This window comes from Sphingobium sp. GW821-FHT02B05 (assembly GCF_059421905.1).
In genome coordinates this window covers 1,903,700-1,924,759 of sequence record NZ_JBWKVW010000001.1, presented here as the reverse complement: position 1 = coordinate 1,924,759, position 21,060 = coordinate 1,903,700, and the positions used below count along the sequence as shown (strand labels likewise).

Genomic DNA, 21,060 nt, shown 5'->3' with positions numbered 1-21,060 from the left:
TGACCCTGCGTCAACCGCTATCCCGGCTGCATGACCGATCTCATGGATATCGCCGCCGTCGCCCGCGCCACCGGCCTCACCAGCCGGGCGCTGCGCTTCTATGAAGGGCGCGGTCTCGTGGCGCCATTGCGCACGGCGTCGGGTCGACGAATGTTCGGGCGGGCCGATCTTTTGCGGCTGCACCGTATCATCATGTTGAAGCGCGCGGGCTTTAGTCTGGGCCAGATCGAAAAATTATTGAACGATCGCCCGATCGACCTGGCGCCGCTTCTGCGTGCGCAGATCGCCGCGCTCGATGACCAGGCGGAAGGGCTGGCCGAAGCGCGCACCCATCTCGCCACAGCCTTGTCCCGCATCGACCGTGGCGAGCCGCTAGATGCCGCGACCCTTTGCTCGCTGATCCGAACCGGAGAGACGATTATGAATCAGGAAAATTGGAAAAGCGTGACCGGCCTCTACATCAGCGCGCAGGCGGAAGCCGACTTTGCCGATGCGCAGGTGGCCTTGCCCGCGGATTTCGATCAGGTTGCCTATGGCGCGCAATGGTCGGAACTGACTACGCGGATTGCCGCGGCGCTGCCACTTGATCCCTCGTCCGCGCAAGCGAGCGCATTATATGAAGAATGGCAAAAATTGCTTGCCCCGTTCACGGCCGTGGCGACGCCGGCGATGACGCAAGGGGTTACGCATCTCTATGACAATATCGGCGAATGGGAAGCGGATCAGGCCCCGCCTTTCTCCGCCGATGTCTGGGCCTTCATCACTGCGGTGGGGGCGGTCCGCAAGGCACGCTGACATGGGGGGCGAACGTTTGTAATAAAATGTTGCAGAGGGACCGATCCCTTGCAGCCAGGCATTGGGCATCCGATATTGATGATGCGGGCCGGGCCCCTCTGGCGACATGGATTTCCCCCTGATTCCTGTCGCGATGTCGGACCGCATCGGGTGTGCCCGGTGCTGGTTTTTGCGGCGATTTGCCCCCTCTCGTTGCCGCAGGAGACCGCACCGGGCCACTCGAACCACATTTTGATGGCCATTTTTTATGGAGCGAGTGTTTCCGATGAATAATCCCGTTCGCATGCCGGGCTATGGTGCCAGCCAGACGGCGCAGACCGACGCCGGCCTGCGCGCGCACATGCTGGGCGTCTTCCGCAACATGGGTATCGGCCTGGTCATTACCGGGCTGGTCGCTGCCCTTGTCGGCAATACCCCGGCGCTGGCCGCCGCCATTTATGGCACGCCCCTGAAATGGGTGGCGATTTTCGCGCCGTTGGCCTTTGTCTTCTTCTTCAGCTTCCGCATGGAAAAGATGACGATAGCGGGCGCCCGCACCGCCTTTTACGCTTTCGCCGCCGTCATGGGCGTGTCGTTGGGCAGCGTGTTCCTGGTCTTCACCGGCGGCAGCATCGCGCAGGCCTTCTTCTCGGCCGCGGTCATGTTCCTCGCCATGGCGCTGTGGGGCTACACAACCCAGCGTGACCTGACGAAGATGGGCAGTTTCCTGATGATGGGCCTGATCGGCATCATCGTCGCCAGCCTCATCAACATCTTCATCGGCTCTTCCGCGATGGCGATGGTCATATCGATCATCGGAGTGGTGGTCTTTACCGGCCTTACCGCATGGGACGTGCAGCGCATCAAGTCGGAATATTTCTATTATGCCGGCCACGAGGTTGCCGGGAAGATGCAGGTCATGGGTGCGCTGTCGCTCTATCTCAACTTCGTCAACCTGTTCCAGATGCTGCTCAGCCTGACGGGCGAGCGCGAATAATGCGCGATCCTGCTGCCGTGTCGGCGATGCTCTGCCCGGTCTGTCATGTCGGATTGGCGATGACGGACCGGCAGGGGGTCGAGATCGACTATTGCCCGCAATGCCGGGGCGTCTGGCTGGACCGGGGCGAACTGGACAAGATCATCGAACGGAGCGGGCAGACAGGCGCTCACACGCCGCAGCCCGCGCCCTTTGCCCAGCAAAGCTATCGCCCGGACCGCGACTATCGTGACGAGGGACGCGGCTATCCGAAGAAGCGCAAGAAGAGCTTCCTGGAAGAGTTGTTCGATTGAAAAAAGGCCGGTCCTCATGGGGCCGGCCTTTTGTCGTTTTACTGTCCTATCGCCCGACGAAATTCTATGATGATCGCCCTGTTCACCGATGCAGACAGTCTCGACCACCGTTTGCAATAATTTCAAGAATTTGTAATTAAATGTCGAAATTGGCGGGAAAGATGCGAAGTTAAGGGTAGGATTTCCTATTCCGCGTCAATGCGCCGCGCCCCAACTCGGCCCGGTGCCGATCTCCACGCCCAGCGGGACGCTCAGCTTCACGATCGGTTCGGCCGCGCTCTCCATCACCTGCCTGATCACGGCGCTCGCCGCTTCCACATCGCCCTGCGGCAGTTCGAATACCAGTTCGTCATGCACCTGGAGCAGCATCTTTACATGGGGTAGGCCTGCTGCCTCCAGCGCCGGTCCCATGCGGACCATGGCCCGCTTGATGATGTCGGCGCTGGTGCCCTGGATGGGCGCGTTGATCGCGGCGCGCTCGGCGCCTTGCCGTTCATGCTGGATCGGCGCCTTGATGCGCGGGAACCAGGTCCTCCGGCCAAACAGCGTTTCGGTGTAGCCGCGTTCCCGCGCCTTCTCGATCGTGTCGTTGATATAGATGCTGATGCCGGGGAAGCGCTCATAATAGCGGCTGATCATGTCCTGCGCCTCGTCCGCGCTGATCTCCAGCCGCCCGGCCAGCCCCCAACGCGAAATGCCGTAGAGGATGGCGAAGTTGATCGTCTTGGCCCGCCCGCGGGTATCGCGATTGACCTCCCCGAACAATTCCTGCGCGGTGCGATTGTGGATGTCCTCGCCCGCTTCGAACGCTTCCTTGAGCGCGGGAACGTCGGCCATATGGGCGGCCAGCCGCAATTCGATCTGACTATAGTCCGCCGCCAGGATGACATTGCCCGGCTCGGCGATGAAGGCATGGCGGATCTGGCGGCCCACTTCGGTGCGGATCGGGATATTCTGGAGGTTGGGGTCGGTCGAGGACAGGCGACCGGTCTGCGCGCCGGTCAGCGAGTAGCTGGTATGGACGCGGCCGCTATCCTTGTTGATCTGTGCCTGAAGCGCATCGGTATAGGTGGACTTGAGTTTCGACAGTTGTCGCCATTCCAGCACCTTGTCGGCGATCGGGGCGCCCTGCGCCCTCAACTGCTCCAGGATGGTGACATCGGTGGAATAGGCGCCCGACTTGCCCTTCTTGCCGCCCTTATACCCCATCTTGTCGAACAGGATCGCGCCCAATTGCTGGGTGGAACCGATCGCGAAAGGCTGGCCGGCAATCTGGTGAATCTCGGTTTCCAGCGCCGCGATGCCGGCAGTGAATTCGGCCGAAAGGCGGGACAGATGCTCGCGATCGACCTTGATCCCGCGATGCTCCATCTGCGCGACCACGCTGACCAGAGGACGATCGACCAATTCGTAAACGCGGTTCGCGCCCTCGTTGGCGACGCGCGTCTTGAACCGTTTCCACAGGCGCAGCGTGACGTCGGCATCCTCGGCGGCATATTCGGTCGCGCGGGGCAGGGGGACTTCGGCGAAGCTGATCTGGCTCTTGCCGGTGCCGACCACCTCCTTGAAGCTGATGCAGACATGGTTGAGGTGGGTCCTCGCCGCCTCGTCCATGCCGTGGCCGGCCAGACTCTGCCCGGCGTCAAGGTCGAAGCTCATGACGATCGTGTCGTCATAGGGGGCGATCTCGATACCATGACGGCGCAGCACGGTCAGATCATATTTCAGATTCTGGCCGATCTTGAGGATGCTGTCATCCTCCAGCAGCGGCTTCAGCTTCGCGATGACCAGCGCCTTGTCCAACTGCTCCGGGCGCTCGGCGAACATGTCGGTGCCGCCATGGCCGACCGGAATATAGCAGGCCTTGTTCGGGCCGGTGGCCAGGCTGATGCCGACCAACTGGCACGACACGGCGTCCAGCATGTCGGTTTCCGTGTCGATCGCGACCAGCCCTTCGGCATGGGCGGCGGCGATCCAGCGATCGAGCGCCTCCTGCGTTACCACTGTTTCATAAAGGCTCCGGTCGATCGCCGGTTCTTCTACCGGCGTCGGGGCGGTGGAGGCGAACTCTATGGCGACCGCGCTGGTCGCCGCCACCGCCACGGCGGCGGCCGGCGCGCCGAGGCGGTTGAGCAGCGTCTTGAAACCGTGATGCGACAGGAAGGCCTGCAAGGGTTCCTTGGGAATGCCCTTCAAGGTGAGGTCGTCCAGCGGTTCGGGCAGATCCATGCTGTCGTGGAGCGCGACCAGCCGGCGAGACAGCCGGGCCATGTCCGCATGGGCGACGAGGTTTTCCTGCATCTTCGATTTCTTCATCGAAGGCGCAGCGTCCAGCGCGGCTTCCAGCGACCCATATTCCGTGATCAGCTTGGCCGCCGTCTTGGGGCCGATGCCGGGAATGCCGGGAACGTTATCCACGCTGTCGCCCATCAGCGCCAGCACATCGCCCAGTTGTTCGGGCTGCACGCCGAACTTGCCGACCACATAGTCTGCGCCGCGCCGTTCATTCTTCATCGTGTCGTACATGTCGACGCCGGGCTGGATCAACTGCATCAGATCCTTGTCGGAGCTGACGATGGTGACATGCCATCCCGCCGCCACGGCTGCCTTGGTGTAGGTGGCGATGATGTCATCGGCCTCGAACCCCGCTTCCTCGATGCAGGGCAGGGAAAAGGCGCGGGTGGCATCGCGGATCATGGGGAATTGCGGGACGAGATCTTCGGGGGCAGGCGGACGGTTGGCCTTGTACTGATCGTACATGTCGTTGCGGAAAGTGTGGGACCCCTTGTCCAGCACGACGGCCATATGCGTCGGCCCCTCCGCCTTGCCCAGCTCCTCGGTCAGCTTCCACAGCATCGTCGTATAGCCATAGACCGCGCCTACAGGCTGGCCATGCTGGTTGGTGAGCGGGGGAAGCTGATGATAGGCGCGGAAGATATAGCCGCTGCCATCGACGAGATAGAGGTGATTCTGGGTCATGGGTGGAGGGATAGAGCATCGCACAGAAAAGTGGGAACCGGTTTTCTGTCCAGACGGTGCGACACCTCATGTCGCGCCGTCCGCCTTTCAGGACCGGTCGCGCGTTCATGCCTCTGCCGTGGCGTCCCAGCGACGATCAGCGGAGGGCCGCCGGATGCGACCGGACGGATCGCCGCGACCGTGAAGGCTGTCGGGGCAAGGAAAGGGCGTTCATGCCCCACATCGGGTATCGCGTGACGATTATTCCATCACAGGCCGCCGGCTTCATCACTGGATGGTGCGACGGAGGCAGCGGGTCGGCGCACGCCAAAAGCATGGCCGACCAGAAGGACGGGCAACAATACCGCCATGCCGACGAAGATGGCGGTCAGGCGTTCCAGTGCGGGCAGGAGCTGCACAGCATCATAGCGATCGGGCACCAGCGTCACCAGCACGGACAAAGTGAACTGCGTCCCGACATAGCGATGGGCGGGATCGCCATTTTCAAGATGTCGCCCCAATGCCACGCCGATGGCAGTGCCGACCAGCAGCGGCAGGGCCGATCCGGCGGCGCTGAACAGGAAGGCGGCGGAGAAAAGCGCGCCGACGCCGCAGCCCAAAATGCGTTGAAGGATGCGACGGCTGACCGGGGCAAGGCCGCTTTGACCGATGCTTGTCGCAGGCAGTATCATGACCGCCATGATCATGATCGCGCCTTGCGCTAAAGCCGGAATGGGAAAGACGATGCTTAACGCCACCAACATGGCGAGAGCCAACCCGGCCTGGCAGGCATGGCGGAAGGCGTCACGATGCCAGCGCGCGCCGACCGCTGGCGGCGTGGGCACTGCGGGCCAGCGTCGGCGCATCGTCAGTGTGCTGACCAGGCTGACCGCGAGGCAGGCGGCTATGCCCGCCACCGTTTCCAGGATGCGGGTTTCTACGAAGGTTGCGAGCGCAATGTCCGGATGCTCCAGTTTGTCGAGCATGACCATGGCGAAGGTCAGGCCGAAAAAGAGCCAGGCATAAGATCGGCGTGAAGTTATGGCGGCATAGAGGCTGGCGGTGCCCACCAGCATCATGGCCATCGCCGCGATCGGCCAATGGGGCAGGACGAGGGGTGCGGCGCCCAAGGCGAGCAGGCCGCCCGCCAGCGTACCCACGATGCGCAGTGCCCCACGCAGCAGCGTTTCGGCGGCATGACCGCGCATCACCATATAGCCGGCAAAGGCCGCCCAGGAGATATGGGTCGCGCCGAGCAGATGCGCGATCAGGATCGCCAGCAGGACCGACGCGACGCATTCGCCTTCGTCGATGGTGCGCGTAGTCACCCGCTTCGACAGATATCCGCCCCATGCCATCGTCGGTTCATGCCGCAGCCGCAGAGATTTGGCCAGAATGGATGGCGGAACTCGATCATGTCCGGTCGGTTTCCTGCTATGTCATCGGCAACAAAGGGGGGAGTGGTAATGAAGCGCATATGGATGTCGCTGTTCGCGCTGATGCCGATGGCGGCACTGGCCCAAACCCAAGAGCCGCGGGAACTATGTGCCGACAGGCCGGGACTGGGCACGCCGGCCTGTACGGTCGATAAGGGGCGTGTCGTGGTGGAAGTGGGGCTGGGCGATTGGACGCGGGAGCAGGATGGGGAGAGCCGGACGGACACGATCCAGACCGGCGACATGCTGGTGCGGCTGGGCCTGGCCGACCATCTGGAGGCGCAGGTCGGCTGGACCGCTTATGGTCATGCGCGCACGCGCGACAGGCTGAGCGGTGCCGTTGAGAAGGATGGCGGCGTCGGCGATATCCGGGTAGCGCTGCGGCGCAATCTGCATAACCCCGATGGATCGGGCTTGTCCGTGGCGCTGATGCCTTACGCATCGTTGCCGGTCGGGGGATCGGCCATCGGTGATGGAGATTGGGGCGCCGGGCTGTTGCTGCCGGTCAGTTTCGACATCGGGCATGGCCTGTCGCTGGAGCTGGTGCCGGAGATCGACGCGGCGGTCGATGAGGACCGGTCCGGGCGGCATGTCGCCTATGGCAGCGTTGCCGGGCTGGGCTTTGACCTGAGCGGCAGCCTTTCCGGCACGATCGAGGCGTCGCTGATGCGAGACGACGATCCGACCGGCCATGCTACCGAGGCATTGGCCGGCCTGTCCATTGGCTGGCAACCCAATGACGACATGCAGTTCGACATCGGCGTCAATGCCGGGCTGAATGCGGACAGCCCGGACGGGGAAGTCTATTTCGGCGTCGTGCGCCGCTTTTGATTCAACGCGGTTCGTGGTTCGCCACGACCGCCTTGGCGACGGCCTGCATCAACGCCCAGCGTTCGGGGATGCCGACCGTGGTCGATCCGATCATCACCGCGACGGCATAGCTGGTGCCGTCCGGCGCGGTCATGATGCCGATATCGTTGAAGCCGGTGGAACGGGGGGGCAGATCCTGACCGGTGCCGGTCTTGTGCAGATAGGACCAACTATGGGGGACGCCCCCTTTTATCCGCTGCGGTCCGGTCCTGGCTTCCGACATGATCGAGAGCAGCAGGCGCGAGGAGGCAGGCGACAACATGTCGTTCTGCTTCAGCTTTGCCAGCGCCTTCACGATCGATGCGGGCGCTGCCCCGTCAGGCGGGCTGGCGAGATAATTGTCGAGCGCTTTCTGGCGCACGGCCATCGGCAGTTTCGCGCGGGCAGCGTAGAAATTGCGACCGATCGCATAATCCTGTCGCCAGTCCAGGCCGGCGGTGGCCGATTGCAACAGCCGCTCGCCCGGACCGAAGCGGATATCCTTGATCATCCGCCGCGCCAGGAAGCTGCGGACGGCATCCGGCCCGCCGACGGCGCGCAGCAGCGTGTCGTTGGCGGTATTGTCGCTCTGCGTCATCGCGCGGCGCATCAGGTCGGAATAGCTAGTCGTCCAGCCGCCATTCTGGGCCACCAAAGCGGCGGATGGCTGGTGGAACAGGGTGAGGTCGTTGCGGGTGATGGTGGTCGTGTCGGTAATGCGCAGCTTGCCGCGATCCACCGCGTCGAGAAAGGTCATCGACACCCAGAGTTTCGACACGCTCTGCTGCGGAAACAGCGATGTGCCGTTCCACGCCACGGTCCAGTCCGCACCGATCCGGCGGACGGCTATGCCGACCTTGCCCCGGAAGCTTTGGCCAAGGTTGCGCACGACGCTGACCAGTGCGGGGGGAGGCGTCTCATTCTGGTCGATGTCGCGATAGGGCAAAGGCGGATTGGCGACGGGGCGAATCGGCCATGTGTTGGTGGTCGGCTGCGGCCGGCCAGGAATAGGTTTTTGCGCTATGGCGGCGGCGGCCTGCGCACGGGGCGGCTCCGGTGCGCCTACACAGGCAGACAGTGCCGCAACCAACAGGACCAGACGCGCCGAAGCCGCCCGGTTTTCATTCGATCTCATTAGCGTCCCCGCACTCTCTCAAGGCGCAATAGGGGCGGCCCACCGATCATCCGGCAAGACCCATGCGACGAATGATTCCACAAATGCGATGTAAGGAGGATGAACGACGCAACCTCTTGATGAGAGGCGGGATCGTTCCGTTGCGGTTCACCGGCAGGTGGGCAATAGCAAGACCATGACGAACGGACTGGACAGGCGGGCGCTGCTGCTGGGCGCCATGGCGGCGGGCATGATGGCGCAGGGGGGCACGGCATGGGCGGCGCCCTTTGCTTCCCGGCGCATCGCCATGAATGTGCGCGGCACGGGGCGCGACGTCATCCTGATTCCCGGCTTGGCCAGCGGGCCGGGCATATGGAACGGGGTGCTGGGCGGGGTGGCGGGCTATCGCTATCATCTGGTGCATGTGCGCGGCTTTGCGGGGCTCGCGCCGGAAGCTAATGACAGCGGCGCGCTGCTTCAGCCGATAGCGGACGAGATTGCCCGTTATGTCACCGTGGCCGGCCTGAAGCGCCCGGCGATCGTGGGGCACAGCATGGGCGGCATGCTGGCGATGTTGCTGGGCCTTAAGGGGCTGGCAAGCCGGGTGATGGTGGTCGATATGTTGCCGGCCGGCGCGGGGATGGTCGGCGGGACGGCGAGCGGCATGGGCTATCTGGCCGACCAGTTGAGCGGCTATTTTACCGGGACACAGGCGGGGCGCCGCTATCTGGCGCAAATCGTGGCGCAGGCGCCGGGGGCCAAGGGCAGCGATCCCGCCGTTATCGCCAACGCCCTGCGCGATCTGGCCAACACCGATCTTGGCCCGCAGCTGCCACGGCTGACCGTGCCGCTGGAAGTGGTCTATGCGGTCGGCAGCGATGCGCAGCAGGCAGCGTCGATCACACGCAGTTTCCAGGGCGCCTATGCAGGCAAGAAGAGCGCGGTGCTCAAACCTCTGGGGCCGAGCGGCCATATGGTGATGGCCGATCAGCCTGCCCGCTTCAACGCGGTGCTGAAGGATTTTCTGACCCTTTGACACGGATCAAACCGTGGCGGGGAAAGGGCAAGTAGGACGGCATTTCCGGAAGCGCTTCCAGCGCGTCCCTCCCCAACCTCATGGCGCGGCATCCCCCCGGACGGCCGCGCTATTTTTTACCCTGACCTTCATGGCGCCAGCACCGTGTCGATCGCGTCCGGCAATGTATCGGGATAGTCGAGCGTGTAGTGGAGGCCGCGGCTTTCCTTGCGGTGGAGGGCGGAGCGGACGACGAGGCGCGCGACTTCCAGCAGGTTGCGCAGTTCGATGAGGTCGGGCGTGACGCGGAAATTGCCGTAATAGTCATCGACTTCCCTGGAAAGGAGGTCGATGCGGTGCTGGGCGCGCTCCAGCCGCTTTGTGGTGCGCACGATGCCCACATAATCCCACATGAAGCGACGGATTTCCTTCCAGTTATGCTGGACGATCACTTCCTCGTCACCGTTGGTGACGCGGCTTTCGTCCCATGGCCGGATCGGCGGTGGAGCGGGGAGGTCGTCCCAATGGCTGCGGATATGCTTGGCCGCTGCCTCGCCGAAGACGAAACATTCGAGCAGCGAGTTGGACGCCAGGCGATTGGCGCCATGCAGGCCGCTTTCGCTGACTTCGCCGGCGGCATAGAGGCCCGGCAGGTCGGTCCGGCCGTCCAGGTCGATCACCACGCCGCCACAGGTATAATGTTGCGCGGGAACGACGGGGATCGGTTCCTTCGTGATGTCGATGTCGAGATCCAGCAGCCGGGCATAGATGGTCGGGAAATGATGCCGGACGAAGGCGGGGTCTTTGTGGCTGATGTCCAGATGGACATAGTCGAGGCCGAGGCGCTTGATTTCATGGTCGATCGCGCGCGCCACGATATCGCGCGGCGCCAGTTCTTCTCGCGGGTCGAAGCGGGGCATGAAACGCTCGCCGCCGCCCGGCACGCCGGGGGGGAGCTTCAGATGGCCGCCTTCGCCGCGTACGGCTTCTGTAATCAGGAAATTCTTGATCTCCAGATTGTAGAGGCAGGTCGGGTGGAACTGGTTCATTTCCATGTTCGACACGCGGCAGCCCGCGCGCCATGCCATGGCGATACCATCGCCGGTCGCGCCGCGCGGAGCGGTCGAGAAGAGATAGGTGCGGCCCGCGCCGCCGGTGCACAGGATGGTCGCACGGCCCAGCAGCGCATCGACATGGCCGGTGCGGCGGTTGAAGGCATAGACGCCCCAGACATGGCCGTCGCCCGAATAGCGTTCCCCATGGCGGGAGGTGATAAGGTCGATGGCGACCATGTCCTCCATCAGGGTGATATTGGGGTTGGCACGGGCGGCTTTCAGCAGTGCGACCTGCACGGCATGGCCGGTGGCGTCATCGACATGGACGATGCGGCGATGGCTGTGGCCACCTTCGCGGGTCAGGTCCCAGCGCTTGCCGAAGGCTTCGCCGCCGTTGAAGGGCACGCCGAGGTCGGCCAGCCGCTCGATCGCGGCAGGGGCTTCGGAGACGACGAACTGCACCGTCTCCCGATTGTTGAGGCCGGCGCCCGCCACCATCGTATCTTCGACATGCGCCTCGAAACTGTCACCGGCGTCGAGTACGGCGGCAATGCCGCCCTGCGCCCAGTTGGTGGAGCCACCGTCCAGCGCGCCCTTGGCCAGCACCAGCACCTTGCGATCCTGCGCCAGGTTGATGGCGGCCGTCAGCCCCGCCGCGCCGGAACCGATGATGATGACGTCATGGGTGATGGTGGGCATGTGCTTCTCGATTATCCGGGCATGTTTCCTATCCCGTTCGGTTCGAGCTTGTCGAGAACTTCGCAAGGGTTCTCGACAGGCTCGAACCGAACGGAGATTTTACGCCGCCGCCGTGAGGTTGAGGAAGACATCCTCCAGATCGGGGTCGCGGGTGACGACATCGACGATGGCAAGGCCGCTGGCCTGCACCGCGCTCAACACCTGGCCGGCGTTTGCGCGGTCCTTCATATAGGTGATGGTCAGCGTGCGGTCGCCGGACAGTTCGACCTTTTCAAAGCAGGGCGCGTCGGGGGCCACCGTCAGGTCGCGGTCCACCGTGACCTGCACGACCTTTTCCTGTGCCATGGCCAGGAGTTCGCGGGTCGGCTTGTCGGTGATGACCTTGCCATGGTTGATGATGCCGATGCGATCGCACAATTCTTCGGCTTCCTCCAGATAGTGGGTCGTCAGCACGATGGTGACGCCCAGCGCGTTCAATTCGCGGACATAGGCCCACAGTTGCTGGCGCAGTTGCACGTCGACGCCGGCGGTGGGTTCGTCCAGCACCAGGATCGGCGGGCTGTGAACCATCGCCTTGGCCACCAGCAGGCGGCGCTTCATGCCGCCCGACAGCGTGCGGGCATAGGCATGGGCCTTGTCATCCAGATGGACGGCGCGCAGCAATTCCATCGTGCGGCGGCGATCCCTGGGTACGCCGTAGAAGCCCGCCGTATTCTCCAGCGTCTCGAACGGCGTGAAGAAGGGGTCGAAGACGATTTCCTGCGGCACGATGCCGATCGAGTTCCTGGCATTGCGCGGGTGCGCATCGATGTCGAAGCCCCAGATGCTGACGTCGCCCTCGCTCTTGTTCACCATGCCGGCCAGGATGTTGATCGTGGTGGACTTGCCCGCGCCATTGGGGCCGAGCAGCCCGTAAATCTGGCCACGCGGGATGGACAGGTTGATCCCGTCGAGCGCGCGCTTGCCGCCCTTATAATCTTTGGTGAGGTTGCGGATCTCGATCGCGGCGGGGGCGGGGCTGTCGGTCATGCTTGCTCTATGGGGATCGACAGCGGGGAAGGAAAGGGGGGTGATGGCTTTGCGCATTCTTAGCCCTCTCCCGACTTCGCGGGAGAGGGCTAAGAAAACTGCCCCTCAAAACTCGTCGGCGATGTCCATCAGGCCGAGCAGTTTCTTCGGCGCGATCTGGCGCCAGCTGGCGCGCAGGCGGTCGGCGATATGGTCCCAGTCGGTGTCGCCCAGGTCCAGGCGGATACCGACCCAGTCGGTGCCGAAATAGGCCGGGCGGTAGTAGCGTTCCGGGTCGGCCTCCATCAGGGTCGCCTGTTCTTCCGGCGCGGTGGTCTTGACGAGGAGGGCGATGATGCCGTCGCCATGATGGTCGCGGGTGAAATAGGCGAATTTCTTGCCCTTGACGATGCCGAAACAGGGCATGCCGTGCGAGACGATCTCGTCCGCCTGCGGCAAGGCGAGCGCCATTTCCCGCACCTTGTTCAGCAGCCAATCAGGCTGCCGTTCGCGGGTGACGAAATCGGCCAGCGTGCGGGAATAGAGCTGATGCTCGGCGATCAGGATGCGGGCGGCGAGGCTGCCTTCGGTATCGCCCGGCTGGATCGCCACCGGGGTTTGGGCCAGGACCGGGCCGTCGTCCAGGTCGGCGGTGACGATATGGACCGAGCAGCCGGCGTGGCTGTCGCCCGCGTCTATGGCGCGCTGATGGGTGTCGAGGCCCTTATATTTGGGCAGCAGGCTGGGGTGGATGTTGAGCATCCGGTTTTCCCAGCCGGCGACGAATTCGGGCGAGAGCAGGCGCATATAGCCCGCGAGCGCGACATAATGGGCACCGGCGTCGCGCAGCCGTGCGTCGATGATCCGGTCGAATTCGGCGCGCTTGATGCCCCTATGGCTCTGGCCGAAGGTTGCGATGCCCTCTGCGGCAGCCAGGGCAAGACCGGGGGCGTCAGGATCGTTGGCGGCGACCAGTACGATCTCATAGGGGCAGTCGGCGGCCTTTGCCGCGTAGAGCAACGCCGCCATATTGGAGCCGCGGCCGGAAATCAGGACGCCGACTTTTGCTTTGCTCATACCCAACCCCGTCCGGTTCGAGCTTGTCGAGAACTATGCGCGCCGTTCTCGACAAGCTCGAACCGAACGGAGGTTGTGATGGGCATCAGCCCAGATGCGTGGCGGACCAGTCGGCCTTGGCGCTCCAGGTTTCGGTGCTGCCCTTGACCGTGCAGCCCTTGTCGCCTTCGCCGATCGCGCCGATGCGGAAGACGGTTTCGCCCGCATCCTCCAGCGATTTCGTCACGGCGGCGACATGGGATTCGTCCACGGCCAGCACCATGCCGATGCCGCAGTTGAAAGTGCGCGCCATTTCTTCTGGCTCGATATGACCCTGCGCCTGGAGGAAGGCCATCAGGCGCGGCTGTTCCCAGCTGTCGGCGTCGACCGTGGCATGGGCGCCGTCGGGCAGGACGCGCGGGATATTTTCCAGCAGGCCACCGCCGGTGATGTGGGCCAGCGCATTGATCATGCCGGCGCGGACCAGCGGCAGCAGGCTTTTTACGTAAATCCTGGTCGGCGCCATCAGCGCGTCGATCAGCAGCACTTCATTGTCGAAGATGGCCGGGCGGTCGAGCTTCCAGCCCCTGTCGGCGGCGAGGCGCCGGACCAGCGAGAAGCCGTTCGAATGCACGCCTGATGAGGCCAGGCCGATCAGCACGTCGCCAGCCTTCACCCGGTTGCCGGTCAGCGCCTTGGCGCGTTCCACCGCGCCGACGCAGAAGCCGGCCAGATCATAGTCGCCCGGACCGTACATGCCCGGCATTTCCGCGGTTTCGCCGCCGATAAGGGCGCAGCCGGCCATGCGGCAGCCTTCTGCGATTCCGGCGATCACGCGCTCGGCGACGCCGCTCTCCAGCTTGCCGGTGGCATAATAGTCGAGGAAGAAGAGCGGCTCGGCCCCCTGTACGATGAGGTCGTTGGCGCACATGGCGACGAGGTCGATGCCCACGCCGTCATGGCGATCATGGTCGATCGCCAGTTTCAGCTTGGTGCCCACGCCGTCATTGGCGGCGACCAGCAGGGGATCGTCATAGCCGGCGGCCTTCAGGTCGAAGAAGCCGCCAAAACCGCCCAGTTCGGCGTCGGCGCCGGGACGGCGGGTGGCCTTGGCCAGCGGGGCGATGGCACGGACAAGGGCGTTGCCCGCGGCGATATCGACGCCAGCCTTGGCGTAGCTGTAGGATTCGTTGTCGCTCATATTTCCGGCCCCTAGAGCAAAGGGGCGGAAAACGGAACCTTCGATGTTGCCGGCATCCGTCCTGACGCCTGCGGTCGGTTCGCCCTGAGCCCGTCGAAGGGCATGCGCGCGCCGTTGCCAGGCTCAGGGCGGACGGGGAGGGGGTGGGTGGAGCGCCATTTTCTATACTTATGCTGCGGCGAAAGGTGGGGATAAGTCGCGCCTTCGCGCTTGGCAGGGCGGGCAATGTTCGCCAAAAGGGCGCCCGTGAGCCTGAGCCAGACCCTTTCCCGTCCGGCAGCCTATGCACGGCTGCTTTCGCGACCCGTCCAGATCATCATCGCGATTCTGATCGGCCTGGCCGCAGCTGCCCTGTTTGCACAGATGGAAGGCGAGCGCGGCGTGCCGCCGATCGCCAGCGGCGGCGATTTCGAGGTGCGCGGGGTTAAGGTCGATGTGCAGGCCAAGGATGCCGACACGGCGCGCTATGCCGGATGGCGCATGGCGCAGCGGCAAGCGTGGCAGATGTTGTGGACCCGTACCCATGGCGGCGGCGGCGCGCCGGCCCTGTCCGATTCGCAGATCGAGGCGATGGTGTCGGGCATCGAGGTCGAATATGAGCAGAACGGCCCCAACCGCTACGTCGCGACGCTGGGCATCCTGTTCGATCGGGCGCGGACCGGCGCGCTGCTGGGCGTATCCGGCAATGTGATGCGGTCGCCGCCCTTGCTGGTCATCCCGGTGCTGTGGGACGGCGGCAGCGCCGTATCCTATGAGCGGACCAACGAGTGGCAGAAGGCGTGGGCGCGCTATCGCACCGGGGACAGCGCGATCGATTATGTGCGCGTGTCCGGATCCATCGCCGATCCGATCCTGCTGAACGCGGGGCAGACCGGGCGGCGCGGGCGGCTATGGTGGCGCGTGCTGCTGGACCAATATGGCGCGGCCGACGTGGTCGTGCCGATCGCGCGGCTGGACCGGGCCTATCCCGGTGGCCCCGTCACCGGCACCTTTACCGCGCGCTATGGCCCGGACGACAGCCTGATCGGCAGCGTCACGCTGCGCGCGTCCAATGACAGCGGTATCGCCCAGATGATGGACGAAGGCGCGCGCCGGATCGACGAGCTGTATATCCGTGCGCTCAATGACGGTCGCCTGCGGCCGGACCCGTCGCTGGTCATCGAGGAGCCGGTCGATCCCGCTGCGCTGGAGATCGAAAATGCGGTCGAGGCACCGGTCGAAGCGATCGACCTGCCCGCCGTGTCGACTGCCGGCGCCAGTTTCATCATCCAGTTCGATACGCCCGACGTCGCGTCGGTCGGGGCGGGCGAATCGAGTGTGCGGTCGATCCCCGGCGTGCGGCTGGCGAATACGAGCAGCCTGGCGCTGGGCGGCACGTCGGTGATGCAGGTCAGCTTCGACGGCACGGCCGACATGCTGAGAGCAGGGTTGCAGGCGCGCGGCTTCAGCGTCGCGGCGTCTGGCAATACGCTGCGTGTCACGCGGCGCCAGGCATCCCCGCCGCCGCAATGAGCCAGATCAGCCTGCCTTTCGAACGGCATGGGGGATCAAGCGAAAATGATTTCCTGGTCAGCGACGCCAATCGCATTGCCGTGGCCCATCTGGAACGGTGGCGCGAATGGCCGCTGTCGATCAGCGTGCTGACCGGGCCTTCGCAATCCGGCCGCACCATATTGGCCCGCCATTTCGCGCAGATGAGCGGTGGCGAGGTGATCGACGACGCGCAGGAACGTGACGACCATTTCCTCTTCCATGCCTGGAACGAGGCGCAGACCGCGCATCGGCCGTTGCTGATGATCGGCGATGCGCCGCCGTCCGGTTGGGCCGTGACGCTGCCCGACCTGCGATCGCGGCTGGCCGCCGTCCCGCATGTCGCGATCGAGGCACCGGACGAGATGCTGGCGCGCGCGCTCATTTGCCGTGCGTTCGATCTGGCCGGGGCCAGCTATGCACCCGATGTGCCCGACTGGCTGCTGCGCAGGGTCGATCGCCGCTATGATGCGATCGCGCAGGTGACGGGGCTGCTCGATCGCGCCGCACTGTCATCTGGACGCAAGATTTCTGTCGCAATGGCGAAAGAGGCTCTGCAATCCGCAGGCTTTCTGCCTATAGTCCCGTCCGATCCTCCCCCTCCGCAACGCGAGTAATCCGTGGCCGAAGCCGATCCCTCCGCCAGCATGGCGCTGCCCAGCGACCGTTATTTCAACCGTGAGCTGTCCTGGCTGGCGTTCAACCAGAGGGTGCTGGAGGAGGCGATGAACCGCGCCCATCCGCTGCTGGAGCGGTTGCGCTTCCTGTCCATTTCCGGCGCCAACATGGACGAGTTCTTCTCCGTTCGGGTCGCGGGGCTGAAGGGGCAGCAGTTGCAGGATGTGGACCTGCGCTCCGCCGATGGCCTGACCCCGGCGCAGCAGCTGGCGGCGATCACCGAGGAAAGCACGCGGTTGATGATCGCGCAGCAGAAGGTGTGGGGCGCGGTGCATGACGAGCTGGCGCAGGTGGGGATCGAGGTGATCGGCCCGTCGAGCGAGATGGACGCGGGGTGCGCACAATGGCTGCGCGACCATTTCCTGACGCAGATCTTCCCGATCCTGACGCCACAGGCACTGGACCCGGCCCATCCCTTCCCCTTCATCCCCAATCAGGGGCTGTCGATCATCTTCGACCTGGAACGACTGTCGGACAAGCAGCCGATTCGCGAACTGGTGATGATCCCGCCTTCGCTGGCACGGTTCGTGCGCATTCCGGGCGATCCCGCGCGCTACATGGCGCTGGAGGCGGTGATCCGTCGCTTCTCGGCGGATCTCTTCCCCGGCTATCGCGTCCGCAACAGTGGCGTTTTCCGCATCATCCGAGACAGCGACATCGAGATCGAGGAAGAGGCCGAGGATCTGGTCCGTCATTTCCGCAGCGCGATCAAGCGGCGTCGGCGTGGCCGGGTGATCCGCATGGAGATAGAAGAGCGTATCCCCGAGCCGGTCGAGGAGATGTTGCAGGACATGCTCCAGGGCCATGAGGCGGTGGTGGTCGAAGTGGAAGGGTTCATCGGCATCGGCGACCTCAATGGCATCGTGGACGCCGACCGGCCGGACCTGAAGTTCGAACCCTATGTGCCGCGTTTTCCCGAGCGGATCGCCGAATATGCGGGCGACTGTTTCGCCGCGATCCGGGCGAAGGACATCGTCGTCCATCACCCCTATGAGGCGTTCGACGTCGTCGTATCCTTCCTGAAGCAGGCGGCATCCGACCCGGACGTGGTGGCGATCAAGCAGACGTTGTATCGCGCGGGCAAGCAGTCGGCGATCATTCGGGCGCTGATCGACGCGGCGGAGGCAGGCAAGTCCGTGACGGCCGTGGTGGAATTGAAGGCGCGTTTCGACGAAGAGCAGAACCTGATGTGGGCCGACGCGCTGGAGCGGGCGGGCGTGCAGGTGGTCTATGGCTTCATCGACTGGAAGACCCATGCCAAGATTTCCATGGTGATCCGGCGCGAGGGCGAGCAGTTCCGCAGCTATTGCCATTTCGGGACGGGCAATTACCACCCGGTCACCGCGCGCATCTATACCGATCTGAGCTTCTTCACCGCCGATCCGGCCTATAGCCGCGATGCCGCCGCGCTGTTCAACTACATCACCGGTTATGTCGAGCCGAAGCGGCTGGAAAAGCTGGTCATGTCGCCCCGCGACCTCCGCAACACGCTGAGCGGTTTGATCGACGCGGAGATCGAGCATGCACGGGCCGGGCGGCCGGGCACAATCTGGGCCAAGATGAACAGCCTGGTCGATCCGGCGATGATCGAGAAGCTTTATGCCGCGAGCAATGCGGGGGTGCAGGTCGACCTCATCATCCGGGGCATATGCTGCCTGCGGCCGGGCGTACCGGGCATGTCGGAGAATATCCGCGTGAAGTCGATCGTCGGTCGCTTTCTGGAGCATAGCCGCATCGCGGTGTTCGGCAATGGCAAGGCGCTGCCCAACAATGGCGCGAAGGTCTTCATCAGTTCGGCCGACTGGATGCAGCGCAATTTCGATCGCCGGGTCGAATTCATGGCGCCGATCGAGAATCCGACCGTGCATGACCAGATATTGGACCAGGTGATGGTCGCCAATCTGATCGACACCGAACAAAGCTGGTCGCTCGATAGCGATGGCCATTACACGCGGCTGGAGCCGGGCGACAAGCCATTCAACCTGCATCGTTATTTCATGACCAACCCGTCCCTGTCCGGGCGCGGGGCGGCGTTCGACAATGAATCGGTGCCGACGCTGCGCCTGCGGGGCATCACTGCATGAATTCGATGCTGAGCCGCGTGCGCGCCGTTGCCGAGAGCATGGCGACATCGCCGCAGGCGGCCCATGCCCGCACGGCCATCATCGACATCGGATCGAACAGCGTGCGGCTGGTCGTGTATGACGGGCCGCGCCGCATCCCGTTCATCCTGTTCAACGAGAAGGTGATGGCAGGGCTTGGCGCGTCGCTGGCTAGAACCGGGGCGATCGAACCGGAAGCGATGGATCGGGGGCTGCGCGCCGTGGGTCGCTTTGCCCATCTGTGTCGCGCGATGAAGGTGACGGACATACGCTGCGTTGCCACGGCGGCGGTGCGGGACGCGACAAACGGGGGCGAATTCATCGCGCGGGCCAAGGAGATGGGCCTGACCGTCGAATTGCTGACCGGCGCACAGGAGGCGATCGGCGCGGCGATGGGGGTGTTGTCGGGCATACCGGGCGCTGACGGCATCGTCGGCGATCTGGGCGGCGGCAGTCTGGAGCTGGCGCGTGTCAGGAACGGCGCGGTAGAACAGACCATATCGCTGCCGCTGGGCGTGCTGCGCCTGCCGCAAATTCGCGCCAAGGGGCCACGGGCGCTGGAGCGGACGGTCGCCAAGATGCTGGACAAGGCGGGCTGGACGGTCGAACCGGGCCTGCCTTTCTATCTGGTCGGAGGGTCGTGGCGGGCGCTGGCGCGGTTCGACATGCAACTGACCAGCTTCCCGCTGCCGGTCGTGCATCAATATGAGATGAGCGCCGCACGGGCCGAGCAGTTGACCCGGATCGTGTCCCATGTCGATCGGACCCGGTTGAAGCAGATACCGGCAATGACGGGATCGCGCGTGCCGACCCTGCCGGATGCCACCGCTTTGCTGTCGATCGTGGTGCGGCAGTTGAAGTCGAGCCGGATGATCGTGTCGGCCTATGGCTTGCGCGAGGGGCTGCTCTACGAGGCGCTGCCGGAGGATATCCGCGCACATGATCCGTTGCTGGTCGCGGCCGAGGCCGAAGGGGAGGCGCAGGCGCGCTTTCGCGGCCATGGCGACCGGATCGACCGCTGGATCGCGCCGCTGTTTCCCGACGACGATGCCGCCGCCCGGCGCATCCGCCGCGCGGCCTGCCTGCTGGCCGATGTCAGCTGGCGCGCAAACCCGGATTTCCGGGCGGAGCGGGGCGTGGAGGTCGCGTTGCACAGCAATTGGGTGGGCATCACCGCGACCGAGCGGGTGATGCTGGGGCAGGCTTTGCACAGCCATTTCGGCGGCGGGCTGAGCGCCCCTGCGGGGCTGGACCATGTCGTCGGGTCCGATATCCTGCGGCGCGCGGCGCTGTGGGGCCTGGCGATCCGGCTGGCGCAGCGCCTGTCGGGCGGCGTCGAAGGACCGCTCGCCGTATCGCATCTGGAGCGGCATGGAGAGCGGATCGACCTGCATCTGCGCGATGGCGATGCGGACCTCTATGGCGAGGCGGTGGAGCGACGGCTGCGCAACCTGGCGCAGGCGATGGGGCTGAAATATCAGTTGCTGGCGGGATAGGGCGCAGACGCCGCGCCATCTTCCCCCGCCGCATAAATATCGGTAAGGGCGGGCGATGACTGCTTTGCCCGCGCCCATCAGCCGTTCGCTCTTCTTCTTTTCCATCTTCTATGGCGGCATGGTCTGCATTGCCGGCGTGCTGGGCAACAAGCAGGTGGCGCTGGGGCCGTTGGCCGCGATCGGCCCGATGGTCGGGCTGGGTCCGCTGGCGGTGGAGGCAGGCATCTTTGCCTTCCTGCTGCTGGTCACCATTTCCAGTGCAGTGGCAGAACTCCATGGGCGCAGCGTCGCCAACCGGCTGGTGCAGATCGGTTTCCTGCCGCTGATCGCGTCGATCCTGATTTCCATCCTGGTGCTGGCCGCGCCGGCGGCGGGCGACATGGACCCGGAACGGGCCAAGGCCTTTGCCCTGATGATGGGCGGCACGCCGCGCATATGGCTGGGCGGGATCATCGCCTATGGCATTTCGCAGACGCTGAACGTCACCCTGTTTGCCGCGCTCAAGGGGCGGGAAGGGAGCCGGATGCTGTGGCTGCGCGCCGCGACGGCGAGTATCTTGTCGCAGATCGTGGATACGCTTCTGTTCGTGTCGATCGCCTTTTACGGCGTATTCCCGATCGGCGAGTTGTTGCTGGGGCAGATGCTGGCCAAGGTCTTGCTGTCCGCAATCCTGGTGCCGCCCGTTATCTATTTGCTGGTGGGGCTAGGGCGGCGACTGGATCGTCCGGGCGCGTAAGTGAGACAGCGAGTTGGACAGCGTTTATGCCATGGCAGCTTTCATTGCCTAGCCAGGCGACAG

The 21,060-nt window shown here is 64.5% G+C and carries 17 protein-coding genes; 10 read left to right on the top strand and 7 right to left on the bottom strand.

Annotation, left to right across the window (positions count from 1 at the left end):
- Positions 1-30 precede the first annotated feature (30 nt).
- From AC07UX_RS09610 to AC07UX_RS09600, 3 genes are all read left to right on the top strand, one after another.
- Positions 31-795 (top strand): MerR family transcriptional regulator, encoded by a 765-nt coding sequence (locus tag AC07UX_RS09610; protein ID WP_495191667.1) that lies wholly within the window; start codon positions 31-33, stop codon positions 793-795.
- Positions 796-1,060: 265 nt separating this feature from the next.
- Positions 1,061-1,771, top strand: coding sequence for a Bax inhibitor-1/YccA family protein (locus AC07UX_RS09605; protein ID WP_495191666.1), 711 nt, complete (start codon positions 1,061-1,063; stop codon positions 1,769-1,771).
- Complete coding sequence (locus AC07UX_RS09600; protein ID WP_495191665.1) at positions 1,771-2,064, top strand: TFIIB-type zinc ribbon-containing protein; 294 nt, start codon at positions 1,771-1,773, stop codon at positions 2,062-2,064. The genes AC07UX_RS09605 and AC07UX_RS09600 overlap by 1 nt, the downstream gene beginning before the upstream one ends.
- A 195-nt stretch (positions 2,065-2,259) precedes the next feature.
- On the opposite strand, the gene polA is transcribed toward AC07UX_RS09600, so the two are convergent.
- Together polA and AC07UX_RS09590 are read right to left on the bottom strand one after the other, a co-directional pair.
- Positions 2,260-5,043, bottom strand: a complete 2,784-nt coding sequence (gene polA / locus AC07UX_RS09595) for a DNA polymerase I (protein WP_495191664.1) — start codon at positions 5,041-5,043, stop codon at positions 2,260-2,262.
- Between the two features lie 248 nt (positions 5,044-5,291).
- Entirely contained in the window at positions 5,292-6,380 is a 1,089-nt protein-coding gene (locus AC07UX_RS09590) for an FUSC family protein (RefSeq protein ID WP_495191663.1), read from the bottom strand.
- A gap of 108 nt (positions 6,381-6,488) precedes the next feature.
- Here AC07UX_RS09590 and AC07UX_RS09585 point away from each other — a divergent pair, with 108 nt between their 5' ends.
- On the top strand, positions 6,489-7,289 hold the full coding sequence (locus tag AC07UX_RS09585; protein WP_495191662.1) for a transporter: 801 nt from the start codon (positions 6,489-6,491) through the stop codon (positions 7,287-7,289).
- A gap of 1 nt (position 7,290) precedes the next feature.
- On the opposite strand, the gene AC07UX_RS09580 is transcribed toward AC07UX_RS09585, so the two are convergent.
- Positions 7,291-8,442 carry a serine hydrolase gene (locus AC07UX_RS09580; RefSeq protein WP_495191661.1) on the bottom strand — a complete coding sequence of 384 codons (1,152 nt, stop codon included), beginning with the start codon at positions 8,440-8,442 and terminating at the stop codon, positions 7,291-7,293.
- 175 nt (positions 8,443-8,617) lie between these two features.
- On the opposite strand from AC07UX_RS09580, the gene AC07UX_RS09575 reads away from it, so the two are divergent.
- Positions 8,618-9,457, top strand: coding sequence for an alpha/beta fold hydrolase (locus AC07UX_RS09575; RefSeq protein WP_495191660.1), 840 nt, complete (start codon positions 8,618-8,620; stop codon positions 9,455-9,457).
- Positions 9,458-9,585: 128 nt separating this feature from the next.
- On the opposite strand, the gene nadB is transcribed toward AC07UX_RS09575, so the two are convergent.
- From nadB to purM, 4 genes are all read right to left on the bottom strand, one after another.
- The gene (gene nadB / locus AC07UX_RS09570) at positions 9,586-11,190 is read right to left on the bottom strand and encodes an L-aspartate oxidase (protein WP_495191659.1); all 1,605 of its coding nucleotides are present in this window, start codon (positions 11,188-11,190) and stop codon (positions 9,586-9,588) included.
- A gap of 99 nt (positions 11,191-11,289) precedes the next feature.
- The gene (locus tag AC07UX_RS09565) at positions 11,290-12,219 is read right to left on the bottom strand and encodes an ABC transporter ATP-binding protein (RefSeq protein ID WP_495191658.1); all 930 of its coding nucleotides are present in this window, start codon (positions 12,217-12,219) and stop codon (positions 11,290-11,292) included.
- Between the two features lie 105 nt (positions 12,220-12,324).
- A complete protein-coding gene (gene purN / locus AC07UX_RS09560) occupies positions 12,325-13,275 on the bottom strand; it encodes a phosphoribosylglycinamide formyltransferase (RefSeq protein ID WP_495191657.1) in 951 nt (316 codons plus the stop codon).
- An 85-nt stretch (positions 13,276-13,360) separates the two neighbouring features.
- Positions 13,361-14,455, bottom strand: coding sequence for a phosphoribosylformylglycinamidine cyclo-ligase (gene purM / locus AC07UX_RS09555; RefSeq protein WP_495191656.1), 1,095 nt, complete (start codon positions 14,453-14,455; stop codon positions 13,361-13,363).
- A gap of 246 nt (positions 14,456-14,701) precedes the next feature.
- Here purM and AC07UX_RS09550 point away from each other — a divergent pair, with 246 nt between their 5' ends.
- Genes AC07UX_RS09550 through AC07UX_RS09530 form a run of 5 tightly spaced genes read left to right on the top strand, consistent with a single transcriptional unit; the run spans position 14,702 to position 20,997 of the window.
- Positions 14,702-15,967 (top strand): heavy-metal-associated domain-containing protein, encoded by a 1,266-nt coding sequence (locus AC07UX_RS09550; RefSeq protein ID WP_495191655.1) that lies wholly within the window; start codon positions 14,702-14,704, stop codon positions 15,965-15,967.
- Positions 15,964-16,602, top strand: coding sequence for a P-loop NTPase family protein (locus AC07UX_RS09545; RefSeq protein WP_495191654.1), 639 nt, complete (start codon positions 15,964-15,966; stop codon positions 16,600-16,602). The genes AC07UX_RS09550 and AC07UX_RS09545 overlap by 4 nt, the downstream gene beginning before the upstream one ends.
- 3 nt (positions 16,603-16,605) lie before the next feature.
- On the top strand, positions 16,606-18,747 hold the full coding sequence (locus AC07UX_RS09540) for an RNA degradosome polyphosphate kinase (RefSeq protein WP_495191653.1): 2,142 nt from the start codon (positions 16,606-16,608) through the stop codon (positions 18,745-18,747).
- Positions 18,744-20,261 (top strand): Ppx/GppA phosphatase family protein, encoded by a 1,518-nt coding sequence (locus tag AC07UX_RS09535; RefSeq protein WP_495191652.1) that lies wholly within the window; start codon positions 18,744-18,746, stop codon positions 20,259-20,261. The genes AC07UX_RS09540 and AC07UX_RS09535 overlap by 4 nt, the downstream gene beginning before the upstream one ends.
- A 55-nt stretch (positions 20,262-20,316) precedes the next feature.
- Positions 20,317-20,997 (top strand): queuosine precursor transporter, encoded by a 681-nt coding sequence (locus AC07UX_RS09530; protein WP_495191651.1) that lies wholly within the window; start codon positions 20,317-20,319, stop codon positions 20,995-20,997.
- The last annotated feature ends 63 nt before the right edge of the window (positions 20,998-21,060 follow it).